Origin of the sequence: Pseudomonas sp. URIL14HWK12:I6, assembly GCF_000514195.1 — a bacterium.
Lineage (GTDB): Bacteria > Pseudomonadota > Gammaproteobacteria > Pseudomonadales > Pseudomonadaceae > Aquipseudomonas > Aquipseudomonas putida_A.
Genome location: NZ_AZVL01000014.1, coordinates 130,853 through 155,226, shown reverse-complemented (window position 1 = coordinate 155,226; position 24,374 = coordinate 130,853). Strand labels below are relative to the sequence as shown.

Below are 24,374 nucleotides of genomic sequence, written 5' to 3'. Positions count from 1 at the left end.
GGCGGGTGTTACAGGGAATCGTCGAACAGCGGTTCTTCCAGGCCTTTGACCCCGGGGTTGAGGGCGAACACGCCGCCGGCCAGGGATTGCGGATCGCGGTCGTCGCCGGGACGAATCGAGGTCACGAAGAGGGTGTCCATGCGGCTGCCGCCGAAGGCACACATCGTCGGTTTCTTCACCGGCACTTCCAGCGAGAAATCGAGGCGTCCGTCCGGGGCAAAACGGTGAATCAGGCCGGCGTCGTTGGCGCAGATCCAGTAGCAGCCTTCGGCATCCACGGCAGCGCCATCCGGCCGGCCGGGGAAGTGCTTCATGTCAACGAAGATCCGCCGATTCGATGGTGTGCCGGTCTCGGTGTCGTAATCGAAGGCCCAGATCAATTGCACGTGCGGATGTGAATCGGACAGGTACATCGTCTTGCCGTCAGGGCTGAAGCCGAGGCCGTTGGGCACGATGAACCCGTCGAGTTGCGCTTCGATCACACCTGACGGGTCGGCGCCGTAGCGGTAGAGCCGGCCTTCGGATGCGTTCAGGCCCATGTTCAGCACCATGCTGCCAGCCCAGAAACGGCCCTGACGGTCGCAGCGACCATCGTTGAGGCGCATGTCTGCTCGGCTGTGCTCGACGGTGGCGAGCCATTCGCTGTCGAGGCTGCCGTCGCTGTGCGGGTGCAGATGAAAAAAGCCGCTCTCCATGCCGGCAACCCAGCCGCCACCGCTGTGACGGGCGATGCAGGCGAGCATTTGCGGGGTTTTCCAGGCATGCACATGGCCGAAGTCAGCGCTCCAGCGTTGCAGTCCGCCGTTGGGAATATCGACCCAATACAGCGCGTTTTCCTGCGGCACCCAGACCGGGCTTTCGCCCACGGCGTTGCGCGCATCGACGATCAATTCGGCTTGCATACTCATTCCTTTGCGTCGTTGGCAGAGTGTTCAGTCGCCGAAGGGGCCGGCCGCGACGAATGCGCCGCCCTGATAGATCCGCGCCGGGTCATCGGCGGCGGGCATAGGCTGTGCTTCGACTTTTTCGCGGAACACTTCGGAGCTGTCCTTGGCTTCAAAACCGAGGTGACTGGCGAAGCGGTTGTCCCACCAGACGTCCTTGTTGGCGGACATGCCGTAGACCACGGTATGGCCAACGTTTGGCGTGTACAGCGCGCGTTCGAGCAATTGCGTGAGGTCGTCGAAACTCAGCCAGGTATGCATCATTCGGCGGTTCTGCGGCTCGGGAAATGAAGAGCCGATGCGGATGCTGACGGTTTCGATGCCGTAGCGATCGAAGTAGAAACTGGCCATGTCTTCGCCGTAGGACTTGGACAATCCGTAGTAGCCATCGGGGCGGCGGGCGCAACTGGCGTCGAGCGGCTCGTCTTGTTTGTAGAAGCCGATGACGTGGTTGGAACTGGCGAAGATCACTCGCTTCACACCATGGCGGCGTGCAGCTTCGTAGATGTGAAACACGCCGCAGATGTTGGCGCCGAGGATTTCTTCAAAGGGCCGCTCGACGGAGACACCGCCGAAATGCAGGATCGCATCGACGCCTTCGACCAGTTGGTGCACTGCGTGTTTATCAGCCAGATCGCAGGGGACGATTTCTTCGCGATCATCAACGGCCGGGGCGAGGGCGGCGATGTCCGACAGGCGCAGGACATGGGCATAAGGGCGCATACGTTCGCGCAGGACTTTGCCCAGGCCACCGGCAGCGCCGGTCAGCAGCAGACGGTTGAACGGGGCGCGGGGAGTAGAGGTAGACGTCATGGCAATCCCTTACACGTTGTTATTAGGTTTGTTGTAGGTTGTCGTATGACTGCACTGAAGTATCGGTAGGCTTTCCGGAACTTGTCAACGCGACTTTTGGGGTAAATGACGGAAGGGGCTCATTCACTTTTCAATCACCGCGACGCCTTCGTTGCAATGCAATCCCCTTGTGGAAGCGGGCTTGCTCGCGAAAGCGGTGTGTCATTGAAAGATGAATTGACTGACCCGACGCCTTCGTGAGCAAGCCCGCTCCCACAGGGAAACCCGGTGTGAGTACTGGCTTTACAACAACGAAATCGGATAGCTGATAAAGACCCGGTTCTCGTCGAACTCATTGGTGCTGAAGTCCCGGCGGATCGTCGCGTTGCGCCATCTCACGTTGAGGTTTTTCAGCGGCCCGCTCTGCACGGTGTATCCCAGTTCCGACTCGCGACCCCATTCCTTGCCGTCGGTGATCGTCCCGGTGTGCACGTTGTCGCCGCTGATGTAACGGTTCATCAGGGTCAGGCCGGGAATGCCGAGGGCGACGAAGTTGTAGTCATGCCGCAACTGCCAGGAGCGCTCTTTGGCGTTGTCATAACTGGCGTTGTAGCTGTCGTTGGCCAGGGTGCCGCCGCTGGTGCCGTTGACCCGCATCCACGCATCGTCGCCGCTGAGTTTTTGCAGGCCGACATAGAAGGTGTTGCCGCCGTAGCGGGCCGAAAGCAGGGCAAATGCAGTCTTGTTATCGAGGTCGCCGGCCTGGGCGCTGCCGTCTTCCTTGCCGGTGAAGAAACCGAGGTTGGCGCCCAGCGTCCAGTCGCCCAGCGGTTGGCTGTGGCTGAGGTTGAAATACTGCTGCTGGTAGATGTCGCTGAGTTCGGCGTACCACACGCCGACCAGGGTGCGCTTGTCGTTGAAGGTGTACTCGCCGCCGCCGAAGTTGAAACGGTCGGAGGTGAAGGCGCCGCGGCCGTTCATCGACATGTCTTCCATGCTGGCATCGTTGCGCGGGCTGTTGCCACGGAACTGCCCACCGTAGAGGGTCAGGCCGTTGATTTCGGTGGAGGTGATCTGGCCACCGCGAAAGGTCTGCGGCAACGAGCGGCCATCGTCTGAGCGCAGGATCGGCAGCACCGGCATCCATTCGCCAACCTTCAATTCGGTCTTCGACACCTTGGCCTTCAGCGCCACGCCGAGGCGACCGAAGTTGTCCGCCGGACGCCCGTCATCGTGAATCGGCAACAGTTGCGTACCGCCGGTGCCCTTGCCGCCATCGAGTTTTTGCGAATACATCCCCAGCACATCGAGACCGAAGCCGACTGTGCCTTGGGTGAAGCCGGATTTGGCATCAAGGATGAAGTTTTGCGTCCACTCTTCAGCCTTGCCCTGCGGGTAGTTCGGGTAGACGAAGTTGCGATTGAAGTAGGCGTTGCGCAGGTTCAGCGTGGCTTTGCTGTCTTCGAGGAAACCTTCGGCGTCGGCGCTCATCGGCAAAACCAGGGCGAGGCTGCTGCAGCCGATCAAACTCAGGGTGGAACACGGGCGGGGGAAGGAAATACGGGACGTGCGAACGGAATTGCAGACGAGTGTGCTCACTGTGACGCTCCCTGTTGTTGTTTTTATTATTTGTCATACGTCGTCGTACAACATGGTTGCGGATAGTTGCGAGGTTTTCCGTAAAAGTCAACAGGGCTTTTTACGATTATTTTGCGCGAGGTGGCAGCCCTCCAAATGCTGCGAAGAGGGCTGTTTCCGGCGGGTTTACCGGTTATAGAGCGCCTCTGTGTTGTCGATCAGCGGGTTTTTCTCGGTCAGGACGATCCGGGCGATCTGGTCCTTGCGCATGAATGTCACTTTCGGATGGGACTGCGCATAGCGGATAAAACGTTCCATCGCCTCGACCATCGCCGGGGTGCCGCCGATGCGATCGTGCAAACTCACCGACATCATCCGCCGCTTGCTCGCGCCTTCCGCGTACAGGCGATCAAATTCCAGCACCAGTTGCTGATAGAACTGCTCGGCGGAGAAATGCCGACCCTCGATCAACACGATGTCGTTGTTGCGCAAGGTATACGGCACCACGGCGAATTTGCGCCCACGGACCATGGTCACGAACGGTTCGTCGCGGCTGACGTCATCGATGTGGTAGGTGAAGTTCAGGTCTTGCAGGACTTTCAGCGTGTTGGGGCTGCGCCGCAACCAGTTGGCGTTGTAGCCCACCGAGCGCTGGCCGGTAAGTCTCTCGACCGCGTTGACACCGTCGCCGATGAACTGTTTTTCCTGGTCGTAACTCATGTTGTAGGAATCGGCCCAGCGCATGCCGTGGGCTGCCAGTTCGTGGCCGCGCTCGGCAATCGCTTTCGCCAGTTCCGGGTGCTTGAGCGCCGCTTCGCCGACCACATGCGAGGTGACCTTGATCCCGGTGCGATCCCACAGGTCGAGCATCCGCCACAAGCCTTCCTTGTAGCCATAATCAAACCAGGTCTGCGCCGGCAGATCAGGGTAACCCTTGGGCAATGGACTGCCGGAGAACGGACTTTCCGCACCCTCGGGCTGGCCGCCGGTTTCGAACTGCATCGACACTGAAATCACCAGTTGCGAACCGTCCGGCCACGGGCGTTCCTGGGCGAAGGCGAGGGCGGGCAGCAACAGGGCGGCGGCCAAAAGGTTTTTCAGCAGGCGTGGGGAGCGTTGCCAGTGGGGCGTGGTCATAACGGGCACCTTGCAGGTTGAGAAGGGCTGCAAGGGTGGCAGTTGCCCGGCGCGGGAAAAATCCGTTGCGGGCGAGAGGACCTTTAAACAGAATTTACGAATCCACCACGAACCCTGTGGGGGCGGGCGTGCCCGCGATAACGGTCTGCCAGTCAGCCTGTTGCCGAGCCGACTGCCGTCATCGCCGGCAAGCCAGCTCCCACAGGATTGTGGGTTTGCCGCAGGATTTGCGGCAAACTCCCGGCAACACAAGCACAAGGCCTTTCAATGGATCGATACGCCCCGCGCGACTGGCAGCCTCACGAGAAGCCCAGTCTGCCCGGTTCCCCCTCGACGCCGCTGCACTCCAACCCCAAGCGCCTGGCCTATGCGCTGGTCGGGCTGCTGGTGGCAGTGACCGGTGGTTTGGGTAACTCGCTGGTGGTCGCCAACCTGCCTTACCTGCAAGGCGCGCTGGGCGCGACCACGGCGGAGATGGCCTGGCTGCCAGCTGCGTACGTGATGACCAACGTGTCGATGAACCTGCTGTTGGTGAAGTTTCGCCAGCAGTTTGGCCTGCGCGCGTTCACCGAAGTGTTTCTGGTGCTGTATGCGCTGGTGACGTTCGGTCATCTGTTCGTCAACGACTTGAGCTCGGCCATCGCGGTGCGGGCGGCGCACGGCATGGTCGGTGCGGCGCTGAGTTCGCTGGGTCTGTATTACATGGTTCAGGCGTTTCCGGCCAAATGGCGGTTGAAGGCGCTGGTGCTGGGTCTCGGTGCCTCGCAACTGGCGCTGCCGCTGGCGCGCCTGTTCTCCGAAGACTTGCTGCAGATTGCCGAATGGCGCGGCCTGTACCTGTTCGAATTGGGCATGGCCTTGCTGTCGCTGGGCTGCGTGCTGCTGCTCAAGTTGCCGCCCGGTGACCGCTTCAAAACCTTCGAGCCGCTGGACTTTCTGACCTTCGCTATTCTCGCCAGCGGCGTGGCACTGCTTTGCGCGGTGCTCTCGCTGGGGCGCATCGACTGGTGGCTGGAGGCCAACTGGATCGGCTATGCGCTGGCGGCCTCGATTGCCCTGATCCTCGCGGGCTTGGCGATCGAGCACAATCGCAGCAACCCGATGCTGATGACCCGCTGGCTCGGCAGCGGCACGATGATCCGCCTGGCGCTGGCGGTGACCCTGATTCGCATGGTCACTTCGGAGCAATCCACCGGCGCCGTCGGTTTCATGCAGAACCTCAACATGGGTTATGAGCAGTTGCACAGCCTGTATGTGGTGATGCTGATCGGCAGCGTCGCGGGGCTGGCGACCAGCGCCCTGACCATCGACCCCAAGCACCTGCTGATGCCGCTGATCATCTCGCTGGCGCTGATGGCCACCGGTTCGGTGATGGACAGTTTTTCCAATAACCTGACCCGCCCGCAAAACCTGTATTTCAGCCAGTTTCTGCTGGCCTTCGGCAGCACGTTTTTTCTGGGACCGACCATGGTGTTCGGCACCCGCAACGTGCTGACCAATCCGCGCAATCTGGTGAGTTTTTCGGTGTTGTTCGGGATCTGCAACAACCTCGGCGGCCTGCTCGGCGCGGCGTTGTTGGGCACGTTCCAGATCGTGCGCGAGAAATTCCATTCCAGTCACCTGGTCGAGCACCTGACGCTGTCCGATCCGCTGGTGGCCGCCCGCGTACAGAGCGGCGGGTCGGCCTATGGCTCGTTGCTGGCCGACCCGAGCCTGCGCAATCTGGCCGGGATTCGCAGCCTGTCCAACGCGGCCACTCGCGAAGCCAACGTGCTGGCCTATAACGATGTATTCATGCTGATCGCCGTGATTGCGGTGCTGACCATGATCTGGCTGTCCATTCGTGCGCTGTGGCTGATGAGCACCACCAAAGCCGTCGACCCCGCGCCTTCCGTACCTCCTGACGGTGCTTCCAATTCATGACCGAACCCACCACCACAACCACCAATGCCATCGCCGCCACCCCGGAAGGCGTGGCACCGCCGTCCTCGCCGAACACCGAGCCGCGCTCGTTGCGGGTGCGGATCATCTCGTCCCTGGGCTTTGCCGCGATTGCCATCGTCGGTGTGCTGATCGTGCTCTACGCCTGGCAGTTGCCGCCGTTCAGCAGTGCGGTCGAAACCACTGAAAACGCCCTGGTGCGTGGCCAGGTGACGATCATCGGCCCGCAGCTCAGCGGTTACGTGTTCGAGGTGCCGGTGCAGGATTTCCAGTACGTGAAGGCCGGCGACCTGCTGGTGCGCCTGGATGACCGGATTTATCAGCAGCGCCTCGACCAGTCGCTGGCGCAACTGGCGGTGCAGAAAGCCGCGCTGGCCAACGTGGTGCAGCAACGCAACAGCGCCGAAGCGACGATCAAACTGCGTCAGGCGGTGGTGGCCGACAGCGAGGCGCAGTTGCGCAAAAGCGAGGCGGATCTGCGCCGTAACAAGGAGCTGGTGAGTGACGGCTCGGTGTCGAAACGCGAGATGGACGTGACGCTCGCGGCCAATGCGCAGAGCATTGCGGCGGTGGCGCAGGCCAAGGCCAATCTGGAAATCGCCCGGCAGGATCTGCAGACGGTGATCGTCAATCGCGGTTCGCTGGAAGCCTCGGTGGCCAGCGCTGAAGCGGCGGTGCAACTGGCGCGGATCGACTTGTCGAACACCCGCATCGTCGCCCCGCGTGACGGCCAGCTCGGGCAGATCGGCGTGCGCCTCGGCGCTTACGTCAACTCCGGGGCGCAGTTGATGGCGTTGGTGCCGAACCAGAAATGGGTGATCGCCAACATGAAGGAAACCCAGATGAACAATGTGCGCGTCGGGCAGCCGGTGCGCTTCACCGTTGATGCGCTGAACCACCGCAAGTTCACCGGCCATGTGCAGCACATTTCGCCCGGTACCGGCTCGGAATTCGCCCTGTTGCAGGCCGACAACGCCACCGGCAACTTTGTGAAAATCGCCCAGCGCGTGCCGGTGCGAATCACCATTGATGAGGGGCAGCAGGAAGAGGAACGCTTGCGCCCGGGGATGTCGGTGGTGGTCAGCATCGACACCGCGGCGGGCGACACACAACCGCATTGACCTGCGCAGATCAAAAATGTGGGAGCGGGCTTGCTCGCGAAAGCGGTGTGTCAGGCGATATTTTCGTATCTGATACACCGCCTTCGCGAGCAAGCCCGCTCCCACAGTCTGATTGGGTTTATCCAGCAATCATCGGCGGCAAGGTACCGAGCAGGGAGACGGCCGCCACCGCCCCCATCCCCAACAACCACTCCAGCACCACACTGCGCTTGAGCGCGCCCATCCGCTGTTCGCAATCATCAATCCGCAAGCGATTGAACAGCGCCAGCGCGAGCATGCCCAGCACCAGCAAGGCCTTAATCAGCAGAATCAAGGCAAACCCTGCAAACAGCGGCGTCGGCCACCATTGCCCGGTCAGCACGCGCACGTTGATCAACCCGGTGATCAGAAGGCCGCCAACGATCGTATAACCGACACCGCTGAAGCGTTGCAGGATCCGCCCCATCGCTGTGCTCGGCTGACGCAGGATCAACACCAACAGCAACAAGCCGCCCAGCCATGCAGCGACGCAAGTCAGATGAACGATCTGGTTGAGGATCAGCAGTTGCCCGCTGAGGCCGTCGAGCATCGCGCCGTGACCGACCGGCGCCAGGGTCGCCAAGAGCAGCGCGCTCAAGCCCAGGCGCAGCAGCACATTCGAACGCCACGGCGTGAACAGCAATGCCAGCAACAGCGCGTTGATCAGCAGATGCCAGCGCCAGACCTGGCCGAAAAAGGTGTTGCCGAGCACCATGCCAACAGTGTCCGGATCGAACGCTGCCGCCGCCGAACCGGCCATGCTCGCGGTGATCAACAGTGCCCAGGTGACACCGCTGACCAACGCAATCGTGGTCAGCCAACGCGCCAGTTGCGCCAGATGCCGATCCAACGTCGGCACTGGTGCCTTGAGCAGCAACGGCCGGAACAACCAGGCGCCGAACAGCATCAACACCGCGCTGAAATGCACAAAACGGCACAGCACCAGCGCTTCACTCATGAATTACTGGCCAACCTTGAACTGGTAGGCGCCTTCGCTCTTGTGTGTGTCGACCGACACCGCGTGCCATTCGACTTTGTATTCACCGGCGGCGAGTGGTGCGGCGGGGGTGACGATCAGGGTTTTCTTGTCGGCTTCGGTGGTCAGCGGTTTGATCGCGACCGGGGCGCCGTCGTGGGTCAGGCTGACTTTGGTGAAACTGGCTTCGACGCCTTCAGAAAAGGTCAGGCGCAGATCGGCCGGCGTGGCGACGGTGCTGTCGGCGGCCGGGGTGGCACTTTTCAGGTGGGCGTGGGCGAAAACCGAAGATGCGGCGAACAGCGAAGCGAGCAGGGCAGTGGTGGTCAGGACGTTCTTGAACAGCATCGCGGATACCTCTGAGGCAGGACAAAGAAGCGCCAGTTTAGCCATGCGCCGGCCTTCATACGAAGTTTTGTTTGCAGCGGTCGCCCCGAGGCCAGAGCGGATGCTAGTCTTCAACAACGTCGTTGTCAGGGAGCCCTCATGGGCAATCACAAGATCGAGATCCGTCGCAGTAACGTCGAGAAAATCCTGCTCGCGGCGGAAAAAGTCTTCGCCGAAAAAGGTTTCGGCGGCACCGCCATGGCCGACATCGCCGCCGAGGTGCAATTGCCGCGCTCCAACCTGCATTACTACTTTTCCACCAAAAGCGAACTGTACAGCGCGGTGCTGTTCGACCTGCTGGAGGTGTGGAAGCAGGATGCGCTGTGCTTCGAGATGTTCGATGACCCACGGGTGGTGCTCAGCAGCTACATCCGCGCCAAGATGAACCACTCGCGCAGCCGGCCTTATGGTTCGAAAGTCTGGGCCAACGAGATCATCCACGGCGCCCCGACCTTGGGTGAAGCGCTGGATCTGAGCCTGTACGACTGGGCGAAAATGAAGGAAGCGAAGATCCGCCAGTGGGTCGAGGACAAGCGGATTCTGCCGGTGGAGCCGTCGAGCCTGCTGTACATGATCTGGGCTTCGACCCAGCATTACGCCGACTTCGACCATCAGGTGAATATTCTCAACGAGCATCAACCGCTGTCGGACATGCAGTTCGAGCGGGCGGTGCAGACGGTGACCAGTGTGATTTTGCGCGGGATCGGGTTGGAGCCCTGATATATGAGTTGAAGCGGCTGGCCTCTTCGCGAGCAAGCCCGCTCCCACTGTTTTGAAATGCATTCCAAATGTGGGAGCGGGCTTGCTCGCGAAGGCGTCAGTTCAGACGCTACCTGCCCTAAGCTGAGACATGGTACGGATTCCTCGGATCATGATTCCAGTCCAGAAACGGCTTGCCGGTTTCCATCGGCACCATCTCGATACAGTCCGCCACCGGACAAGTGATCTGGCACAAGTTACACCCCACACACTCCTCATCGATCACTTCATATTTATGCGTGCCGTCGGCCTGTTTCAGGCTGCTGATCGCCTGGTGTGAAGTGTCTTCGCAAGCAATGTGGCAACGCCCGCAACCGATGCACGCGTCCTGGTCGATCTTGGCGATCACCTGATAGTTGATGTCGAGGTACTTCCAGTCGGTGGTATTGCCCACTGCGCGCCCGGAAAATTCGGCGATGTTGGCGTAGCCTTGGCTGTCCATCCAGCGCGACAGCCCGTCCTTCATCTCCTCGACAATCCGGAAACCGTGGAGCATCGCCGCGGTGCAAACCTGCACCGCGCCGCTGCCCAGCGCCATGAACTCCGCCGCGTCACGCCAACTGCCGATGCCGCCAATGCCGCAGATCGGCAGGCCCTGGGTCTGTGGATCACGGGCGATTTCGGCGACCATGTTCAGCGCGATCGGTTTGACGGCCGAGCCGCAGTAACCGCCGTGGGTGCTCTTACTGCCGACGGTGGGCAGGGCGACCATGTGTTCCAGGTCGACGCTGGTGATCGAGTTGATGGTGTTGATCAGCGACACCGCATCGGCGCCCCCGCGATGCGCAGCGCGGGCGGCGACACGGATGTCGGTGATATTCGGTGTCAGCTTGACGATCACCGGCAGCGAGCAATAGGTCTTGCACCAGCGCGTCACCTGCTCGACATACTCCGGCACCTGACCGACCGCTGCGCCCATGCCACGCTCGGGCATACCGTGCGGGCAACCGAAATTCAGCTCGATGCCGTCGGCACCGGTGGCTTCCACCAGCGGCAGGATGTGTTTCCACGATTCCTCGACGCACGGCACCATTAGCGAGACGATCAGCGCACGATCCGGCCAGTCCTTCTTGACCTGTGTGATCTCGCGCAGGTTGATTTCCAGCGAGCGGTCGGTGATCAGTTCGATGTTGTTGATGCCCAGCACCTCGCGGTTGTTGCCGTAGTGCGCCGAGTAGCGCGACGAGACGTTGACCGCTGCCGGGTCCTCGCCGAGGGTTTTCCAGACCACGCCACCCCAACCGGCCTCGAAGGCGCGCACGACGTTGTAGGCCTTGTCGGTCGGCGGCGCAGAGGCCAGCCAGAACGGGTTGGGGGCTTTGATACCGGCGAAGACTATCGAGAGATCGGCCATTTACGCAGCCTCCACGTTGAGCATCAGTTGCGCGTTGATCGCCTCGGCGGCGAGTTTGCCGTGCTGTACGGCTTGCACGGTGAGGTCCTGATCGAGGCTGGTGCAGTCGCCGCCGGCATACACGCCGGGAATGCTCGTGCGCAGGTTGTCATCGACCTGAATCCGTTCGCCCTGACGCTTGAGTTCACGGGCCAGCGGGTCGGCGAGGGCGCTGCTGTCGAAGGCCTGGCCGATGGCTTTGAAGATCGCGTCGGCGGCCAGCTCGAAAGTTTCGCCAGTGGTTTGCAGGCGACCGTCGACCAGTTGCGTGCGGGCGAAACGCATGCCGCGCACCTTGCCTTGCGCGTCGAGCAGCACTTCCTCCGGTTGCGCCCAAGTCAGCAGGCGCACCTGATTGGCTTTGGCGATGTCTTGTTCGTGGCCGGTGGCGCCCATGTCCGCCGCACCCCGGCGATACACCAGATTCACGTCACGCGCTCCGAGGCGGGCCATTTGCACGGCCATGTCGATCGCGGTGTTGCCGGCGCCGAGGACGATGCAGCGTTCGGCCAGTGGCAGTTGCGTCAGGTCATCGGCCTGGCGCAGTTCACGGATGTAGTCGGTGGCGGCGAGCAGGCCGGGCGCGTCTTCGTGGGCCAGACCGAGCTGTTTGCTGGCGTTGAGGCCGAGGCCGAGGAACACCGCGTCGAACTGCTGATGCAGCTCGCTGAGGGTCAGATTCTCGCCGAGTTTCTGTCCGTGACGGATTTCGATGCCGCCGATCTGCAGGAGGAAATCCAGCTCCTTCTGCGCGTAGTCGTCGACCAGTTTGTACTTGGCGATCCCGTATTCATTGAGGCCACCAGCCTTCTCCCGTGCTTCGAAAATCACCACGTCATGCCCGTGCATCGCACTGCGGTGGGCGCAGGACAAACCCGCTGGCCCGGCGCCGACCACGGCGATGCGCTTGCCGGCGCTCGCCGCACGCTGGAACGGGTGCTCGGTGAAATTCGCATTGTCCACGGCGTAGCGTTGCAGCAGGCCGATGAGTACCGGCGCGCATTCCTGGGCGTTGTTGCGCACACAGGCTTGCTGACAAAGGATTTCCGTCGGACAGACCCGCGCACAACTGCCGCCGAGGATGTTCGCCGAAAGAATTTTCTGCGCTGCGCCGGGCACGTTGTCCTGATGGATGTTGCGGATGAACGACGGAATGTCGATTTCGCTTGGGCACGCGTTGACGCATGGCGCGTCGTAGCAATACAGGCAGCGCGAGGCTTCCAGATGCGCCTGCCGGGCGTTGAGCGGTGGCGCCAGATCGGTGAAATGGCCGGCGAGGGCGGCCGCGCTTTCGTGCGGGTGCGGGAGATGGTTCAGGGTCTCGATCACGGTTTTGTGCCTCACGGTTATTGAGGTTCTCTGCCTCTGATGGGCAGTGGTTTTTGTGTCGTTTGGGAGGGCCTCTTCGCGAGCAGGCTCGCTCCCACAGGGGAATGCATTTCAAATGTGGGAGCGAGCCTGCTCGCGAAGGCCGAAGGCCTGGATTTCAGCGTTTCACAGCCGCCGGCTTGTGCCTCTCAGCCCGCTTGCTCAGCAAATCAAACACCGCCGGATACGCCGGCCGTTCGATGTACCGCCCGGCCCCACGCTCGGCGCGCAGGTCGCCGTCGGCCCAGACCACTTTGCCCTGGCTGACGGTATGGCTCGGTACGCCGCGCACGGTCTTGCCTTCGAAGATGTTGAAGTCCACCTGCTGATGGTGGGTCTTGGCGGAGATGGTGCGGGTGCCTTGCGGGTCCCACAGCACCAGGTCGGCATCGGCGCCGACGCGGATCGCGCCTTTGCGCGGGTAGAGGTTGAAGATTTTCGCGGTGTTGGTGGAGGTGAGGGCGACGAAGTCCTGCATCGACAAACGTCCGCTGTTGACCCCTTCATCCCACAGCACCGCCATGCGGTCTTCAATGCCGGCGGTGCCGTTGGGGATCTTGCTGAAGTCGTCGCGCCCGACGACTTTTTGCTCGGCGCAGAAGCAGCAGTGGTCAGTGGCGGTGGTGTGCAGATTGCCGCTTTGCAGACCGTGCCACAGCGCTTCCTGATGGCCGCGCGGGCGGAACGGCGGGCTCATCACGTAACCGGCGGCGGTCTGCCAGTCCGGGTGCTGATAGACGCTGTCGTCGAGCAGCAGATGCCCGGCCAGCACTTCGCCGTACACTGGTTGACCCTTGCTGCGGGCGTAGGTGATTTCGTCCAGCGCTTCCTTGGTCGAAACGTGCACCAGATACAACGGCGTGCCGATGGTTTCAGCGATGCGAATCGCCCGGCTCGCCGCTTCACCTTCCACCTGCGATGGCCGCGACAGTGGATGCGCTTCCGGCCCGGTGATGCCCTGGGCCATCAACTTGCGTTGCAGGTGATAGACCAGTTCGCCGTTTTCCGCATGCACGGTCGGCACCGCGCCGAGTTCCAGGCAGCGTTCAAAACTTGCCACCAGCGTGTCGTCGGCGGCCATGATCGCGTTCTTGTAGGCCATGAAATGCTTGAAGCTGTTGACCCCGTGATGGCTGACCAACTCGGCCATTTCCTCACGCACTTGCTCGCTCCACCAGGTGATCGCGACGTGGAAGCCGTAGTCCGATGCCGACTTCTCGGCCCAGCCGCGCCACTGATGAAACGCTTCCATCAACGACTGCTGCGGATTGGGAATCACGAAGTCGATGATCGACGTGGTGCCGCCGGCCAGACCTGCAGCGGTGCCGCTGTAGAAGTCTTCGCTGGCCACGGTGCCCATGAACGGCAGTTGCATGTGAGTGTGTGGGTCGATGCCGCCGGGCATCAGGTATTGGCCGCTGCCGTCGAGCACTTCGGCGCCGGCGGGAACATCCAGGTTCTGACCAATGGCTTTGATCACGCCGTCGGCGCAATAGACGTCGGCGCGATAACTTTCATCATGGGTAACAACGGTGGCGCCACGGATCAACAGAGACATTCCGAGTTCCTCGCAGGCATGACCGACTTGTGCCGGTTCTAAATGTTTTATTGATCTACAACGCTGATCGGCGTATTCCTGTCAGTGCTGTCAGGAATAGAAGCTAGTCGCAGTTTTGAAATTGATCAAGATTATTTTTTATAAGCTTATGACTGTTTTAACTCTATGAAAAATAACGATAAAAAACCTAAATCACCAAAATGGTGAGGCTGTTCACCATTTTGACGCACTTGACAGGATGGAAATATGAGCAAGATTTCCTATGTGAAATCAGCCGCTTGAAGTTGAGCTGCGGCTGATTGTCCGTGATGAAAAAAAGTGCAGTGCACCAGATTGAGTCCTGACAGTTCGGACAACTTGGCAAACGTTTGGCCTGAGCATGCAGACAAGTTTTCGCGGACTCTTTCGGTGAATAATTAAAACCGAGCAATATCAGAAAGTTGCAATGTGTTTGAACCACGGCCCTACCGTTAAGCGGGGCACCCGGCACGTTTATTGATGCCGCCGCTGACACCATGGCCGGTACACGAAAGTTGTCAGTTCCTCCGGCCATCGTCCGGCTCGCACCCCGTGTGCAGCCGCCTGATGAGCAAAAAAATAATCAGAAGAACAGTGGAGCGGCCATGCAACAGAACAGATCGCAAGTGACCGAGCGCGACGGCTTGTTCGAACTCGAAGCCGGCAGTGACGTCCTCGACAGTCCCCGTTACAACCACGACATGGCACCGACCAAGGTGCGCGAACGAACCTGGAATAAATGGCACATCACCGCGCTGTGGGTCGGCATGTCGGTGTGCGTGCCGACTTACACCCTCGGCGGCGTACTTACCGCGTATTTCGGCCTGACCGTCGGCGAAGCGCTGATGGCGATTCTGCTGGCCAACGTCATCGTGCTGATCCCGTTGACCCTCAATGCTTTCCCCGGCACCAAGTACGGCATTCCATTCCCGGTGCTGCTGCGCTCGTCGTTCGGCGTGCTCGGTTCCAACGTGCCGTGCCTGATTCGTGCACTGGTGGCGTGTGGCTGGTTCGGCATTCAGACCATGTTCGGCGGGTTGGCGATTCACCTGTTTCTTGGCTCGATCTTCGACGGCTGGAAGTCACTCGGTGGAACAGGGGAGGTGATCGGCTTCATGATCTTCTGGTCGCTGAATCTGTGGGTGGTGATCCGCGGCGCCGAGTCGATCAAGTGGCTTGAAACCCTGTCCGCGCCGTTGCTGGTGGCGGTCGGCATCGGCCTGCTGATGTGGGCGATGCCCAATGTGTCGATGACCGAGCTGCTGGCGATTCCACCCAAGCGTCCTGAGGGCGCGAGCGTGGTCAGTTACTTTGCCGCCGGGCTGACGGCGATGGTCGGCTTCTGGGCCACGCTGTCGCTGAACATTCCTGACTTCAGCCGTTACGCCAAGAGCCAGAAGGACCAGATCCTCGGGCAGATTTTCGGTCTGCCGCTGACCATGTTCCTGTTCGCTTCGCTGGGTGTGGTGATGACTGCCGCGTCGGTGAAACTGGTCGGTGTCACCGTGTCGGATCCGGTCAGCCTGATCGGCCATATCCAGAGCCCGCTGTGGGTGGCGGTGGCCATGGCGCTGATCATCATTGCCACGCTGTCGACCAATACCGCAGCGAACATTGTCTCGCCGACCAACGACTTCCAGAACATCGCGCCCAAGGTGATCAACCGCACCAAAGCGGTGTTGCTCACGGGCTTCGTCGGGCTCGCGCTGATGGCCCATGAGCTGCTGAAAAAGCTGGGGCTGATCGTTTCCGATGTCAGCCTGGAAACCGTGTATTCCAACTGGCTGCTGGGCTATTCGAGCCTGCTCGGACCGATTGCCGGGATCATGGTGGTGGACTATTTCCTGATCAAGAAACAGCAGCTGGACCTGGCCGGGTTGTATCGCGATGACGTCTATCCGGCGTGGAACTGGGCCGGGTTTACCGCGTTTGGCGTGCCGGTGGTGCTGACCTTGCTGTCGCTGGGTAGCGATGCGTTCAGCTGGTTTTACAGCTACGGCTGGTTTACCGGTTCGGCGCTGGGTGGGGTGATTTATTACGGGTTGTGCGTGATGCGGGCGCAGCCTTCGGTCGTGAAATCACCGGTGTGAGGGAGGGCCTCATCGCTGGCAAGCCAGCTCCCACAAGGATCAAGTCGTACACAAACCATGAGTTCACTCAAAACCTGTGGGAGCTGGCTTGCCAGCGATGGCGGCCTGGAAAACACCAAAGAAATACCCTAAGAAACTGCCTGAGGAGATCAACATGAACGCAGCCGTAGACGTTCTGCAATCCACCCATCAGCACATCAACCGCGACCGCCTCTGGGCCTCGCTCATGGAACTGGCCAAGCTCGGTGCCACGGTCAAGGGCGGGGTCTGTCGCCTGGCGCTGACCGACCTCGACCGTCAGGCCCGCGACCTGTTCGTGCAGTGGTGCAAGGACGCCGGATGCAGCGTCACGGTGGATGAAGTCGGCAACATCTTCGCCCGCCGTCACGGGCGCAATCCGAACCTGCCGCCGGTGATGACCGGCAGCCACATCGATACCCAGCCCACCGGCGGCAAGTTCGACGGCTGCTTCGGTGTCCTCGCCGGCGTCGAAGTGCTGCGCACCCTCAATGACCTCGGCGTGGAAACCGAAGCGCCGCTGGAAGTGGTGGTCTGGACCAACGAAGAAGGCTCGCGCTTCGCCCCGTGCATGATGGGCTCCGGGGTGTTCGCCGAGAAATTCACCCTCGAAGAAACTCTGGCCAAGGTCGATGCTGACGGCGTCACCGTCGGCGAAGCCCTGAATGCGATCGGTTACGCCGGGTCACGCAAGGTCAGCGGTCATAAGGTCGGTGCCTATTTCGAGGCACACATCGAGCAAGGCCCGATCCTCGAAGACGAGCAGAAAACCATCGGCGTGGTGCTCGGCGCCCTCGGGCAGAAGTGGTTCGACCTGAAACTGCGCGGCGTCGAAGCCCACGCCGGGCCAACCCCGATGCACCTGCGCAAGGACGCGCTGGTCGGCGCCTCGGTCATCGTTGGTGCGGTCAACCGCGCCGCCCTCGGCCATCAACCCCACGCCTGCGGCACCGTCGGTTGCCTGCAAGCCTACCCCGGCTCGCGCAACGTCATCCCCGGCGAGGTGCGCATGACCCTCGACTTCCGCCATCTGCAACCGGAGCGGCTGGATTCGATGATCAGCGAGGTGAAACAAGTCATTGAGGCGACCTGCGAAGAACACGGCCTGACCTATGAACTGACCCCGACGGCCGACTTTCCGCCGCTGTACTTCGAGAAGGGTTGCGTCGAAGCCGTGCGCGGTGCGGCAAAAGGTTTGGGCCTGTCGCACATGGACATCGTCAGCGGCGCCGGGCATGACGCGATCTTCCTCGCCGAACTCGGTCCTGCGGGGATGATCTTCGTACCGTGCGAAGGCGGGATCAGCCACAACGAAATCGAGAATGCCGCGCCGGATGATCTGGCGGCCGGGTGCGCGGTGTTGTTGCGGGCGATGCTGGCGGCTTCGGCGATGGTGGCGGAGGGGCAGCGCGCGGCCTGAAAACGCGGCATGACCTGTGGGAGCAGTTCCCACAGGTTTTTTTTAGTGATCAGCCGGGACGCTCGTTTTTGTTCGCGCCCCCTTGGCGGCGATCACTTCCATTTGGATTGCCGATATCCAGCAACCGTCGTTCTACCAGCACATTCTCCAGCGCCTGACGCTCGACCGGCGCCATTTGGTGTTCGCGCTTTTTCAGCTCCAGCAGAATCGGGCTGGACCAGGTGCGATAGGTCTGTTCGATGTTGCGACGCGACGTCATCAGTCTCTCCTTGATCAAGAGCCCGGTGTAGCTGGCAGGGGCTCAATCCGATGAGGGGGTAACCTTAGTCGAGAATCCTCGAGTCCGCGAATGCGCCGTTGTTCCCTGTAGGAGTGAGCCTGCTCGCGATAGCGGTGCGTCAGTAGCGCAAATGTCAGCTGACACATCGCTTTCGCGAGCAGGCTCGCTCCCACAGGTTTTCGTATCGCCTGCAAGTCAATCCTCGATATTCATCATCGCCTGCACACCTTCCCATGCCTCGGCGCGCATCCGTTCGATATCCAGCCCCGGAATCACGCCGTTATCGACCACGATCCGGCCGCCCACCAGGCTGTACTTCACCGTGATCGGTTCTCCCGCGACCACCGTTGCAACCGCACTGTCGTGGAAGCCGAAGAAGCGTGGATGATCAAGGCTGTAGATCACCAGATCCGCCGCTTGCCCGATCTCCAGCGTACCGACCGCGCCCAGTCCCAATACCTGCGCGCCGCCCGCCGTGCCCCAGTGGATCACGTCTTCGGCAGTGGTCGCCGAGGCGCCTTGTTCGGCGCGGTGGATCAGCCATGCGGTGTTGGCTTCGCCGACCATACTTCCGGATTCGTTGGACGCGACGCCGTCGACGCCGAGGGAGATCGGTACGCCGGCCTCGTACATTTGCGGCACGGGCGCGACGCCGCTGCCCAGGCGCGCGTTGCTCACCGGGCAATGCGAGATGCCGGTACCGGTCTGGGCGAGCATGCGGATTTCGCCGGGTTGCAGGTGCACGGCGTGGGCGAACCACACGTCGGGGCCGAGCCATTCGTGTTCGGCGACGAATTCCACCGGCAGGCAGTTGTATTTCTCGCGGCAGAAATTCACGTAGTTCTGTGTTTCCGACAGGTGCGTGTGCAGGCGCAAACCGAGGCCGCGCGCGGTGTGCGCCAGTTCGCGCAGCAGGGTCGGCGGCAGCGAAAAGGTCGGTGTGGTTGGCGCGACGACCACCCGGCGCAGGGCATCCGGGGTGTCCTGGTGATACAGCGATTTCAGTCGCTCGATATCGCCGACCATTTGTTCGAGGCTTTCCGGTTGCAGCGCGGTTTTCGAGAAACCCGGGTGCGCGCTGGCGGATTCCAGCGCGCCACCGCGACACAGCACAAAGCGCAGGCCGAACTCATCGGCCAGATCGAACAGCAGGTCCCCGGTCTCGGTGGTGCCGTGGGCATGGTAGAGATAGTGGTGATCGGCGCAGGTCGTCACCCCGGACAACAGCAATTCGACCATGCCCAGCCGAGCGGCGATCCGCGCCAGTTGCGGGGTAAAGCGGTTCAACCTTGGGTAGGGCACGCTCGCCAGCCAGCCTTGCAGATCCTGATTCAAACCTTCGGGCACGGCTTTGAGCAGATTCTGGAACAGGTGATGGTGGGTGTTGATCCAGCCCGGATAGACCACGCAGTTGCGTGCATCGATCACGCGCTCGCCGGGTTGCGCTTGAAGGTCGGCGGCCATTTCGGCGATGCGGCCGTTGACCACGCGAATGTCCACCGCACCGGCCCGGGCACGCGGGCCGCGCAGGCCGGTCATCACCGCCAGCGGGTTTTTGATCAGGATGTTTTGAAGTCGAGTCATGGGCAGGCTCCAGTCAGAGAATGTGCGAGGCGGATTTGCCGGGTGTGGTGTCTGGCACGCTGACGCCGTTGAGCGCCGCGTTGAGCAGCACCGACACCAGGCAGGCGATGACCACGCTGCTGTGCAGGAACGGCTGTGACCACTCGGGCATTTGTTTGAACAGGGTGGGCGCGAGCACCGGTACCAGCGCGGCGGCGATGGTGAAACCGACGATCAATACGTTGTAGCGATTGCGCTCGTAATCGACCTTGGCCAGGGTCTGAATCCCCGCCGCCGCGACCACGCCGAACATCGCAATGCCGGCACCGCCCAGCGCCGCGGTCGGCATCGACGCGATGATCGCCCCGGCCTTGGGCACTAGCGCAATCGAGCACATCAGCAGGCCACTGACGGCGACCACCCAGCGGCTGCGCACGCCGGTCAGGATCACCAGACCGACGTTTTCCATGAAGGCGATAAACGGGAACGCGGCGAACATCCCGGCGATGGTGCTGGCCAGGCCGTTGGCGCGCAGGCCGTTGATCACCTGCTTGTCTTCCACCGGTTTGTCGACGATGTCGCCGATGGCCACGAATAGCCCCATCGACTCGACCATCTGCACGATCATCACCACCACCATGGTCGCGATGGGGATCAGGCTGAAAGTCGGCAGGCCGAAGTAGAACGGGTAGGGCACGGTCAGCCACGGCGCCTCTTCGACGCTGTGGAAATTGCCCATGCCCAGACCGTAGGCCAGACCGGCGCCGACCAGCATGCCCACCAGCACCGCCATGTTGCGCAGCAGCGGACTGCCATAGCGATTGACCAGCAGGATGGTCAGCAGCACCACCACCGCCACCGCGAGAAATGCCGGGGCGCCGAAGTTGCTCGCGTTGCGCCCGCCACCGACCCATTCATAGGCGATCGGGAACAGCTGCAAACCGATCACTGTGACGATGCAACCGGTGACCACCGGCGGGAAAAACCGCCGTAATCGGCCCACGAACGGCGCCATCAGCAGGGTGAAAATTCCGGCGCCGATCACCGCGCCGCAGACACCGGCGAAGCCCACTTCGGGGTTGCTGCCGATGGCAATCACTGGACCGACGCTGCTGAACGCCACGCCTTGCAGGATCGGCAGGCGTACGCCGAATTTCCAGAAACCGACGGTTTGCAAAAGGGTGGCGATGCCGGAGCAGAACAGCGTGGTGCTGATCAGTACCACGGTGTCGGCGTGGGACATCTTCAGGGCACTGGCGACGATCAACGGCACGGCGATGGCGCCGATGTACGAGACGGCCATGTGTTGCAGGCCGAGGGTGAGCATCTGTCGCACCGGCAGGACGCGGTCGACGGGGTGCACGGTGGAGGAAGGAGTGGCTGACGACATGGGGAATCACCTCTAGCTGTTGTTATTCGGTACAGAGGGGTATTCGTCTGATGCCTCAGGTTTCAGGAACACTGAAAATCCCTTGTGGGAGCGAGCCTGCTCGCGAAAGCGTTGTGTCAGCCGACATCACTGTTCAATGGCCCACCGCCTTCGCGAGCAGGCTCGCTCCCACAGGTTTTGCAGCGTTTCGCTGATCAACATCAGTCATTCGTGCCCGGAACCGCCATCCACCGGCTCCGATGCCTTGTTCAGCCTGCCAGGCAGGCGGCAAAGCCCTGGTTCAACGCCGCGCGGTCCAGGTCGCGGCCGATGAACACGATCTTGCTCGAACGAGGCTCCGTGCCCCATGCGGTCGAGGCGCGAAACTCCACCAGGCTGTGCACGCCTTGCAGCACGTAGCGCTGGTCTTCGTTGGCCACGGCGAGCACGCCTTTCATGCGATAGAGGTTGTCGGCCTGGGACGAGCGCAGTTCGCTAATCCAGCGGTGGAACGCCATCAGATTGACCGCGCCGTCGACGGCGATGCCCACCGATGACACGCTCGGATCGTGTTCGTGGTCTTCTGATTCATGGTGGTGGTCATGGCCGTGATGCTCAGGTTCCGCGCCGATTTCCATAAGCTTCTGCGTGCACTCGAACGCACCGATGCCGAGGATTTTCGTCAGGTCGATCTGCGCGTGGGTGGAGGTCACCAGATCTGCGGTGGCGTTCAAACCCCGGATCTTGCCGCGCAGAATGTCCACCTCTTCAGGGCTGACCAGATCGACCTTGTTGATCACGATGCGGTCGGCGCAGACGATCTGATCCACCGCCTGATTGTCGACGCCATCCAGTTGCAAATCTTCCAGGTGCTGGGCGATGTGCTTGGCGTCGACCATGGTCACGATCGCATCGAGTTCGACTTCTTCGGCAATCGGGTCATTGATGAAAAAGCTCTGCGCCACCGGGTACGGATCGGCGAGGCCGCTGGTCTCGATCAGGATGTGATCGAGGCGCACCGGGCGCGCCACCAGCTCGCGGACGATGCGCACCAGGTCCTCACGAACCTCGGCGGTGCAGCACACGCAGCCGTTGACCATCTCGTAGATTTCTTCGGTTTCGGAGCTGAGCACCAGATCGCCATCGATGCCGACCTCGCCGAACTCGTTTTCGATCACGGCAATCTTGCGCCCGTGGTTTTCCTTGAGGATGTAGTTGAGCAGGGTGGTTTTGCCGGCACCGAGGAAGCCGGTGAGGATGGTCACGGGGATTTTGGTGTTGGGGGTTGGGGCGTTGAAGGGGGTGTTCATATGCAGCTCCTTGATGGACGCGGATTTGCTTTGGGTGGGAGCGGGCTTGCTCGCGAATGCGGTGGTTCAGCCACCTTCATTGTTGAATGACCCACCGCATTCGCGAGCAAGCCCGCTCCCACAGGGTTCTCGGTGTTCTTTCCAGCGGGTGGCAACCCCGGCATCGAGGCCGAACAGGTCGAGCACCCGGCCGAGGCTGTGATCGACCATTTGCCCAAGACTCTCGGGCCGGGCGTAGAACGCCGGCACCGGCGGGGCGATGATTCCGCCCATCTCGGTGACGGAAGTCATGTTGCGCAGGTGGGCGAGGGTCAGCGGGGTTTCGCGGGCCATCAGCACCAGGGTGCGGCGCTCCTTGAGGGTGACGTCGGCGGCGCGGCCGATCAGCCCGGAAGACGTGCCGGTGGCGATCTCCGCCAGCGTGCGCATCGAACACGGCGCGACCACCATGCCCAGGCAGCGAAACGAACCGCTGGCGATCCCGGCCGCGACGTCATCGGCGCGGTGGTAGTGGCTGGCAAGCGCAGTGACATCGGCCAGTTTGTAATCGGTCTCGTGGGCCATGGTCAGCAGCGCCGCACGACTGATGATCAGGTGGCTTTCGATGTTCAGCTCGGCGAGCAATTGCAAAAGACGCACGCCGTAGATGAAGCCGGACGCGCCGCTGATGCCGACCACCATCCGCTGACGGTTCACGAGGCCAGGCCTTTGAGCAGTTGCCGGGCACGTTCGAGCACGTCCTGATCGAGCTGCGCCTTGATCCCGTCGAAGCCCGAGCCACGGGTGGCGTCCAGGCCCATGCGCGAAGTGGTGCCGTTGACCGATGACGACGGATCCAGCGGGCTGCCGGGCAAGCCATCGATCACGAAAATATCCAGATGCGGCTGGAAATGCGTGGCCAGCGCCCACAACACCTGGCTGTCGTCGGTGATATCGATATCGCTGTCCACCGCGATCACGTTTTTCAGATACGGATCCCAGCCGAGCAGGGCCAGCATGATCTGCCGCGCCTCGCCGTCGCGGCTCTGATCCAGCGCTACATAGCAATGAAAGTGCGTGCCGGAATTCGGGTAATGCACGGCGGTGACGGCAGGGAAACGCGCCTTGAGCTTCTCGCTCATTTCCGCTTCGCGCGGCAGCCGGGCGAGGGTCAGGTGTTCGGCGTAGCGGCCGCCCATCACGTCCACCAGCCAGGCGTCCTTGCGCCGCAACAGGGTGTCGACGCGCAGCACATTGTTGGTCGAGCGATCCGAGGAGTAACCGCTGAACTCGCCGAACGGGCCTTCCTCGGCGTAGGCCGTCGGGTCGATGGCGCCTTCGAGGACGAACTCGGCGTATGCCGGGACGCCAATGCCGTAGCGCGGGGTCTTGACCAGTTCCAACGGCGCGCCGAACAACCCGCCAGCGACAGCGCGCTCATCGGCGCCATACGGCAAACGCGCTGCCGCCGCGAGCATGAACAGCGGATGTGCGCCGACCACCATTGCCACGCGCAATTCTTCGCCGCGCTCACGGGCGGTCTGCAGCATCCGCCACAGGTGTCCACGCGAGTGCAGGCTGGTCGCCAGGGACTGGCGAGCGTGGCGCATCGAGCGGTGGTAGCTCATGTTGGCGATGCCGGTCAGCGGGTCCTCGGCGATGATGATCGCGTTGGTGATGTACGGCCCGCGATCGCTGTCGAAATGCTTGAGCATCGGCAGCAGCGCCAGATCCACGGCTTCGCCTTCGAACACTTCATCGAGCACCGGGCCGCTTTCCACGTAGCGCGGGGCGATGGGCTGGTTGGCGCGGCGCTGGAAGGTTTCGTGCAGTTGTGCCGGGGTGACATCGAACAACCGGGCAATGCGGGTGCGGGAGGCGAACAGATTGGTCGCCACCGGCACCTTGAGGCCGCCGACGTTTTCGCAGATCAGCAGCGGATCGCGACCCTGTGCGGCGAGGGCATCGACCAGGGCGGTGATGTCCTGATCGGCAGAAACAGATTGGGTGATGGTCAGCACATCGTCCGGGTACTCACGGCGATAGGCGTCGATGAACACGTGAAAATCCTGAGAATCGCCGAGCGTCGAACGGGTCATGGTTTCACCTCGTAAAAAGCAGGCACGCAGGGGTGAGAGGGCGTTCGATCGAGCAGCCGTTGGCCTGCCGGTCGAGGGAACGCCGGGTCATCTTCGTGCCCGTAAAGTCGCTGTGTTGCCCACATGAAACACTGAGAAACCCCTGTGGAATGGGATTAACTGTGGTGAGGGGATTTATCCCCGATGGACTGCGCAGCAGGCCTGGACTCTCAGCATCAAGAGAGGGCGACTTCGTCACCCATCGGGGATGAATCCC

Annotated in this window: 20 protein-coding genes; 5 read left to right on the top strand and 15 right to left on the bottom strand. The window is 61.8% G+C overall.

Annotation, left to right across the window (positions count from 1 at the left end; all coding sequences use genetic code 11):
• Nucleotides 1-8: 8 nt before the first annotated feature.
• The 4 genes from H043_RS0119190 to H043_RS0119175 all read right to left on the bottom strand — a co-directional run bounded on the left by H043_RS0119190 (nucleotide 9) and on the right by H043_RS0119175 (nucleotide 4,451).
• Nucleotides 9-902: an SMP-30/gluconolactonase/LRE family protein gene (locus H043_RS0119190; protein WP_027613209.1), complete on the bottom strand. Its 894-nt coding sequence runs from the start codon at nucleotides 900-902 to the stop codon at nucleotides 9-11.
• A gap of 30 nt (nucleotides 903-932) precedes the next feature.
• Nucleotides 933-1,757 carry an NAD(P)-dependent oxidoreductase gene (locus tag H043_RS0119185; protein ID WP_027613208.1) on the bottom strand — a complete coding sequence of 275 codons (825 nt, stop codon included), beginning with the start codon at nucleotides 1,755-1,757 and terminating at the stop codon, nucleotides 933-935.
• A 282-nt stretch (nucleotides 1,758-2,039) separates the two neighbouring features.
• Entirely contained in the window at nucleotides 2,040-3,335 is a 1,296-nt protein-coding gene (locus tag H043_RS0119180; RefSeq protein WP_027613207.1) for an OprD family porin, read from the bottom strand.
• Between the two features lie 165 nt (nucleotides 3,336-3,500).
• The gene (locus H043_RS0119175) at nucleotides 3,501-4,451 is read right to left on the bottom strand and encodes a polysaccharide deacetylase family protein (RefSeq protein WP_027613206.1); all 951 of its coding nucleotides are present in this window, start codon (nucleotides 4,449-4,451) and stop codon (nucleotides 3,501-3,503) included.
• 267 nt (nucleotides 4,452-4,718) lie between these two features.
• On the opposite strand from H043_RS0119175, the gene H043_RS0119170 reads away from it, so the two are divergent.
• On the top strand, nucleotides 4,719-6,374 hold the full coding sequence (locus tag H043_RS0119170) for an MFS transporter (RefSeq protein ID WP_027613205.1): 1,656 nt from the start codon (nucleotides 4,719-4,721) through the stop codon (nucleotides 6,372-6,374).
• Complete coding sequence (locus H043_RS0119165) at nucleotides 6,371-7,513, top strand: HlyD family secretion protein (protein WP_027613204.1); 1,143 nt, start codon at nucleotides 6,371-6,373, stop codon at nucleotides 7,511-7,513. The genes H043_RS0119170 and H043_RS0119165 overlap by 4 nt, the downstream gene beginning before the upstream one ends.
• A 118-nt stretch (nucleotides 7,514-7,631) precedes the next feature.
• On the opposite strand, the gene copD is transcribed toward H043_RS0119165, so the two are convergent.
• Both copD and copC read right to left on the bottom strand, forming a co-directional pair.
• A complete protein-coding gene (gene copD, locus H043_RS0119160; RefSeq protein WP_027613203.1) occupies nucleotides 7,632-8,489 on the bottom strand; it encodes a copper homeostasis membrane protein CopD in 858 nt (285 codons plus the stop codon).
• A 3-nt stretch (nucleotides 8,490-8,492) separates the two neighbouring features.
• Complete coding sequence (gene copC, locus H043_RS0119155; protein WP_027613202.1) at nucleotides 8,493-8,855, bottom strand: copper homeostasis periplasmic binding protein CopC; 363 nt, start codon at nucleotides 8,853-8,855, stop codon at nucleotides 8,493-8,495.
• A 138-nt stretch (nucleotides 8,856-8,993) separates the two neighbouring features.
• Between copC and H043_RS0119150 the strand changes: the two genes are divergently transcribed.
• The gene (locus H043_RS0119150) at nucleotides 8,994-9,614 is read left to right on the top strand and encodes a TetR/AcrR family transcriptional regulator (RefSeq protein WP_027613201.1); all 621 of its coding nucleotides are present in this window, start codon (nucleotides 8,994-8,996) and stop codon (nucleotides 9,612-9,614) included.
• A 118-nt stretch (nucleotides 9,615-9,732) separates the two neighbouring features.
• On the opposite strand, the gene preA is transcribed toward H043_RS0119150, so the two are convergent.
• The 3 genes from preA to hydA form a co-directional block, all read right to left on the bottom strand.
• The gene (preA, locus tag H043_RS0119145) at nucleotides 9,733-11,007 is read right to left on the bottom strand and encodes an NAD-dependent dihydropyrimidine dehydrogenase subunit PreA (RefSeq protein ID WP_027613200.1); all 1,275 of its coding nucleotides are present in this window, start codon (nucleotides 11,005-11,007) and stop codon (nucleotides 9,733-9,735) included.
• On the bottom strand, nucleotides 11,008-12,375 hold the full coding sequence (locus H043_RS0119140; protein ID WP_027613199.1) for an NAD(P)-dependent oxidoreductase: 1,368 nt from the start codon (nucleotides 12,373-12,375) through the stop codon (nucleotides 11,008-11,010).
• Between the two features lie 157 nt (nucleotides 12,376-12,532).
• Nucleotides 12,533-13,972, bottom strand: coding sequence for a dihydropyrimidinase (gene hydA / locus H043_RS0119135; protein ID WP_027613198.1), 1,440 nt, complete (start codon nucleotides 13,970-13,972; stop codon nucleotides 12,533-12,535).
• Nucleotides 13,973-14,595: 623 nt separating this feature from the next.
• On the opposite strand from hydA, the gene H043_RS0119130 reads away from it, so the two are divergent.
• On the top strand, nucleotides 14,596-16,080 hold the full coding sequence (locus tag H043_RS0119130; RefSeq protein WP_027613197.1) for an NCS1 family nucleobase:cation symporter-1: 1,485 nt from the start codon (nucleotides 14,596-14,598) through the stop codon (nucleotides 16,078-16,080).
• A 154-nt stretch (nucleotides 16,081-16,234) separates the two neighbouring features.
• Complete coding sequence (locus H043_RS0119125) at nucleotides 16,235-17,518, top strand: Zn-dependent hydrolase (protein WP_027613196.1); 1,284 nt, start codon at nucleotides 16,235-16,237, stop codon at nucleotides 17,516-17,518.
• Nucleotides 17,519-17,567: 49 nt separating this feature from the next.
• Here the strand turns inward: H043_RS0119125 and H043_RS0119120 are convergent, their stop codons facing one another.
• From H043_RS0119120 to H043_RS0119095, 6 genes are all read right to left on the bottom strand, one after another.
• Nucleotides 17,568-17,777, bottom strand: a complete 210-nt coding sequence (locus H043_RS0119120) for a hypothetical protein (protein ID WP_027613195.1) — start codon at nucleotides 17,775-17,777, stop codon at nucleotides 17,568-17,570.
• 216 nt (nucleotides 17,778-17,993) lie between these two features.
• Nucleotides 17,994-19,382, bottom strand: a complete 1,389-nt coding sequence (locus H043_RS0119115) for an amidohydrolase family protein (protein WP_027613194.1) — start codon at nucleotides 19,380-19,382, stop codon at nucleotides 17,994-17,996.
• A gap of 13 nt (nucleotides 19,383-19,395) precedes the next feature.
• On the bottom strand, nucleotides 19,396-20,751 hold the full coding sequence (locus H043_RS0119110) for a nucleobase:cation symporter-2 family protein (RefSeq protein WP_027613193.1): 1,356 nt from the start codon (nucleotides 20,749-20,751) through the stop codon (nucleotides 19,396-19,398).
• Between the two features lie 248 nt (nucleotides 20,752-20,999).
• Nucleotides 21,000-22,040 carry a GTP-binding protein gene (locus tag H043_RS0119105; RefSeq protein WP_027613192.1) on the bottom strand — a complete coding sequence of 347 codons (1,041 nt, stop codon included), beginning with the start codon at nucleotides 22,038-22,040 and terminating at the stop codon, nucleotides 21,000-21,002.
• 66 nt (nucleotides 22,041-22,106) lie between these two features.
• Nucleotides 22,107-22,721 (bottom strand): UbiX family flavin prenyltransferase, encoded by a 615-nt coding sequence (locus H043_RS0119100; protein ID WP_177325644.1) that lies wholly within the window; start codon nucleotides 22,719-22,721, stop codon nucleotides 22,107-22,109.
• Nucleotides 22,722-22,732: 11 nt separating this feature from the next.
• Nucleotides 22,733-24,118 carry a UbiD family decarboxylase gene (locus H043_RS0119095; protein WP_027613190.1) on the bottom strand — a complete coding sequence of 462 codons (1,386 nt, stop codon included), beginning with the start codon at nucleotides 24,116-24,118 and terminating at the stop codon, nucleotides 22,733-22,735.
• Between the last annotated feature and the right edge of the window lie 256 nt (nucleotides 24,119-24,374).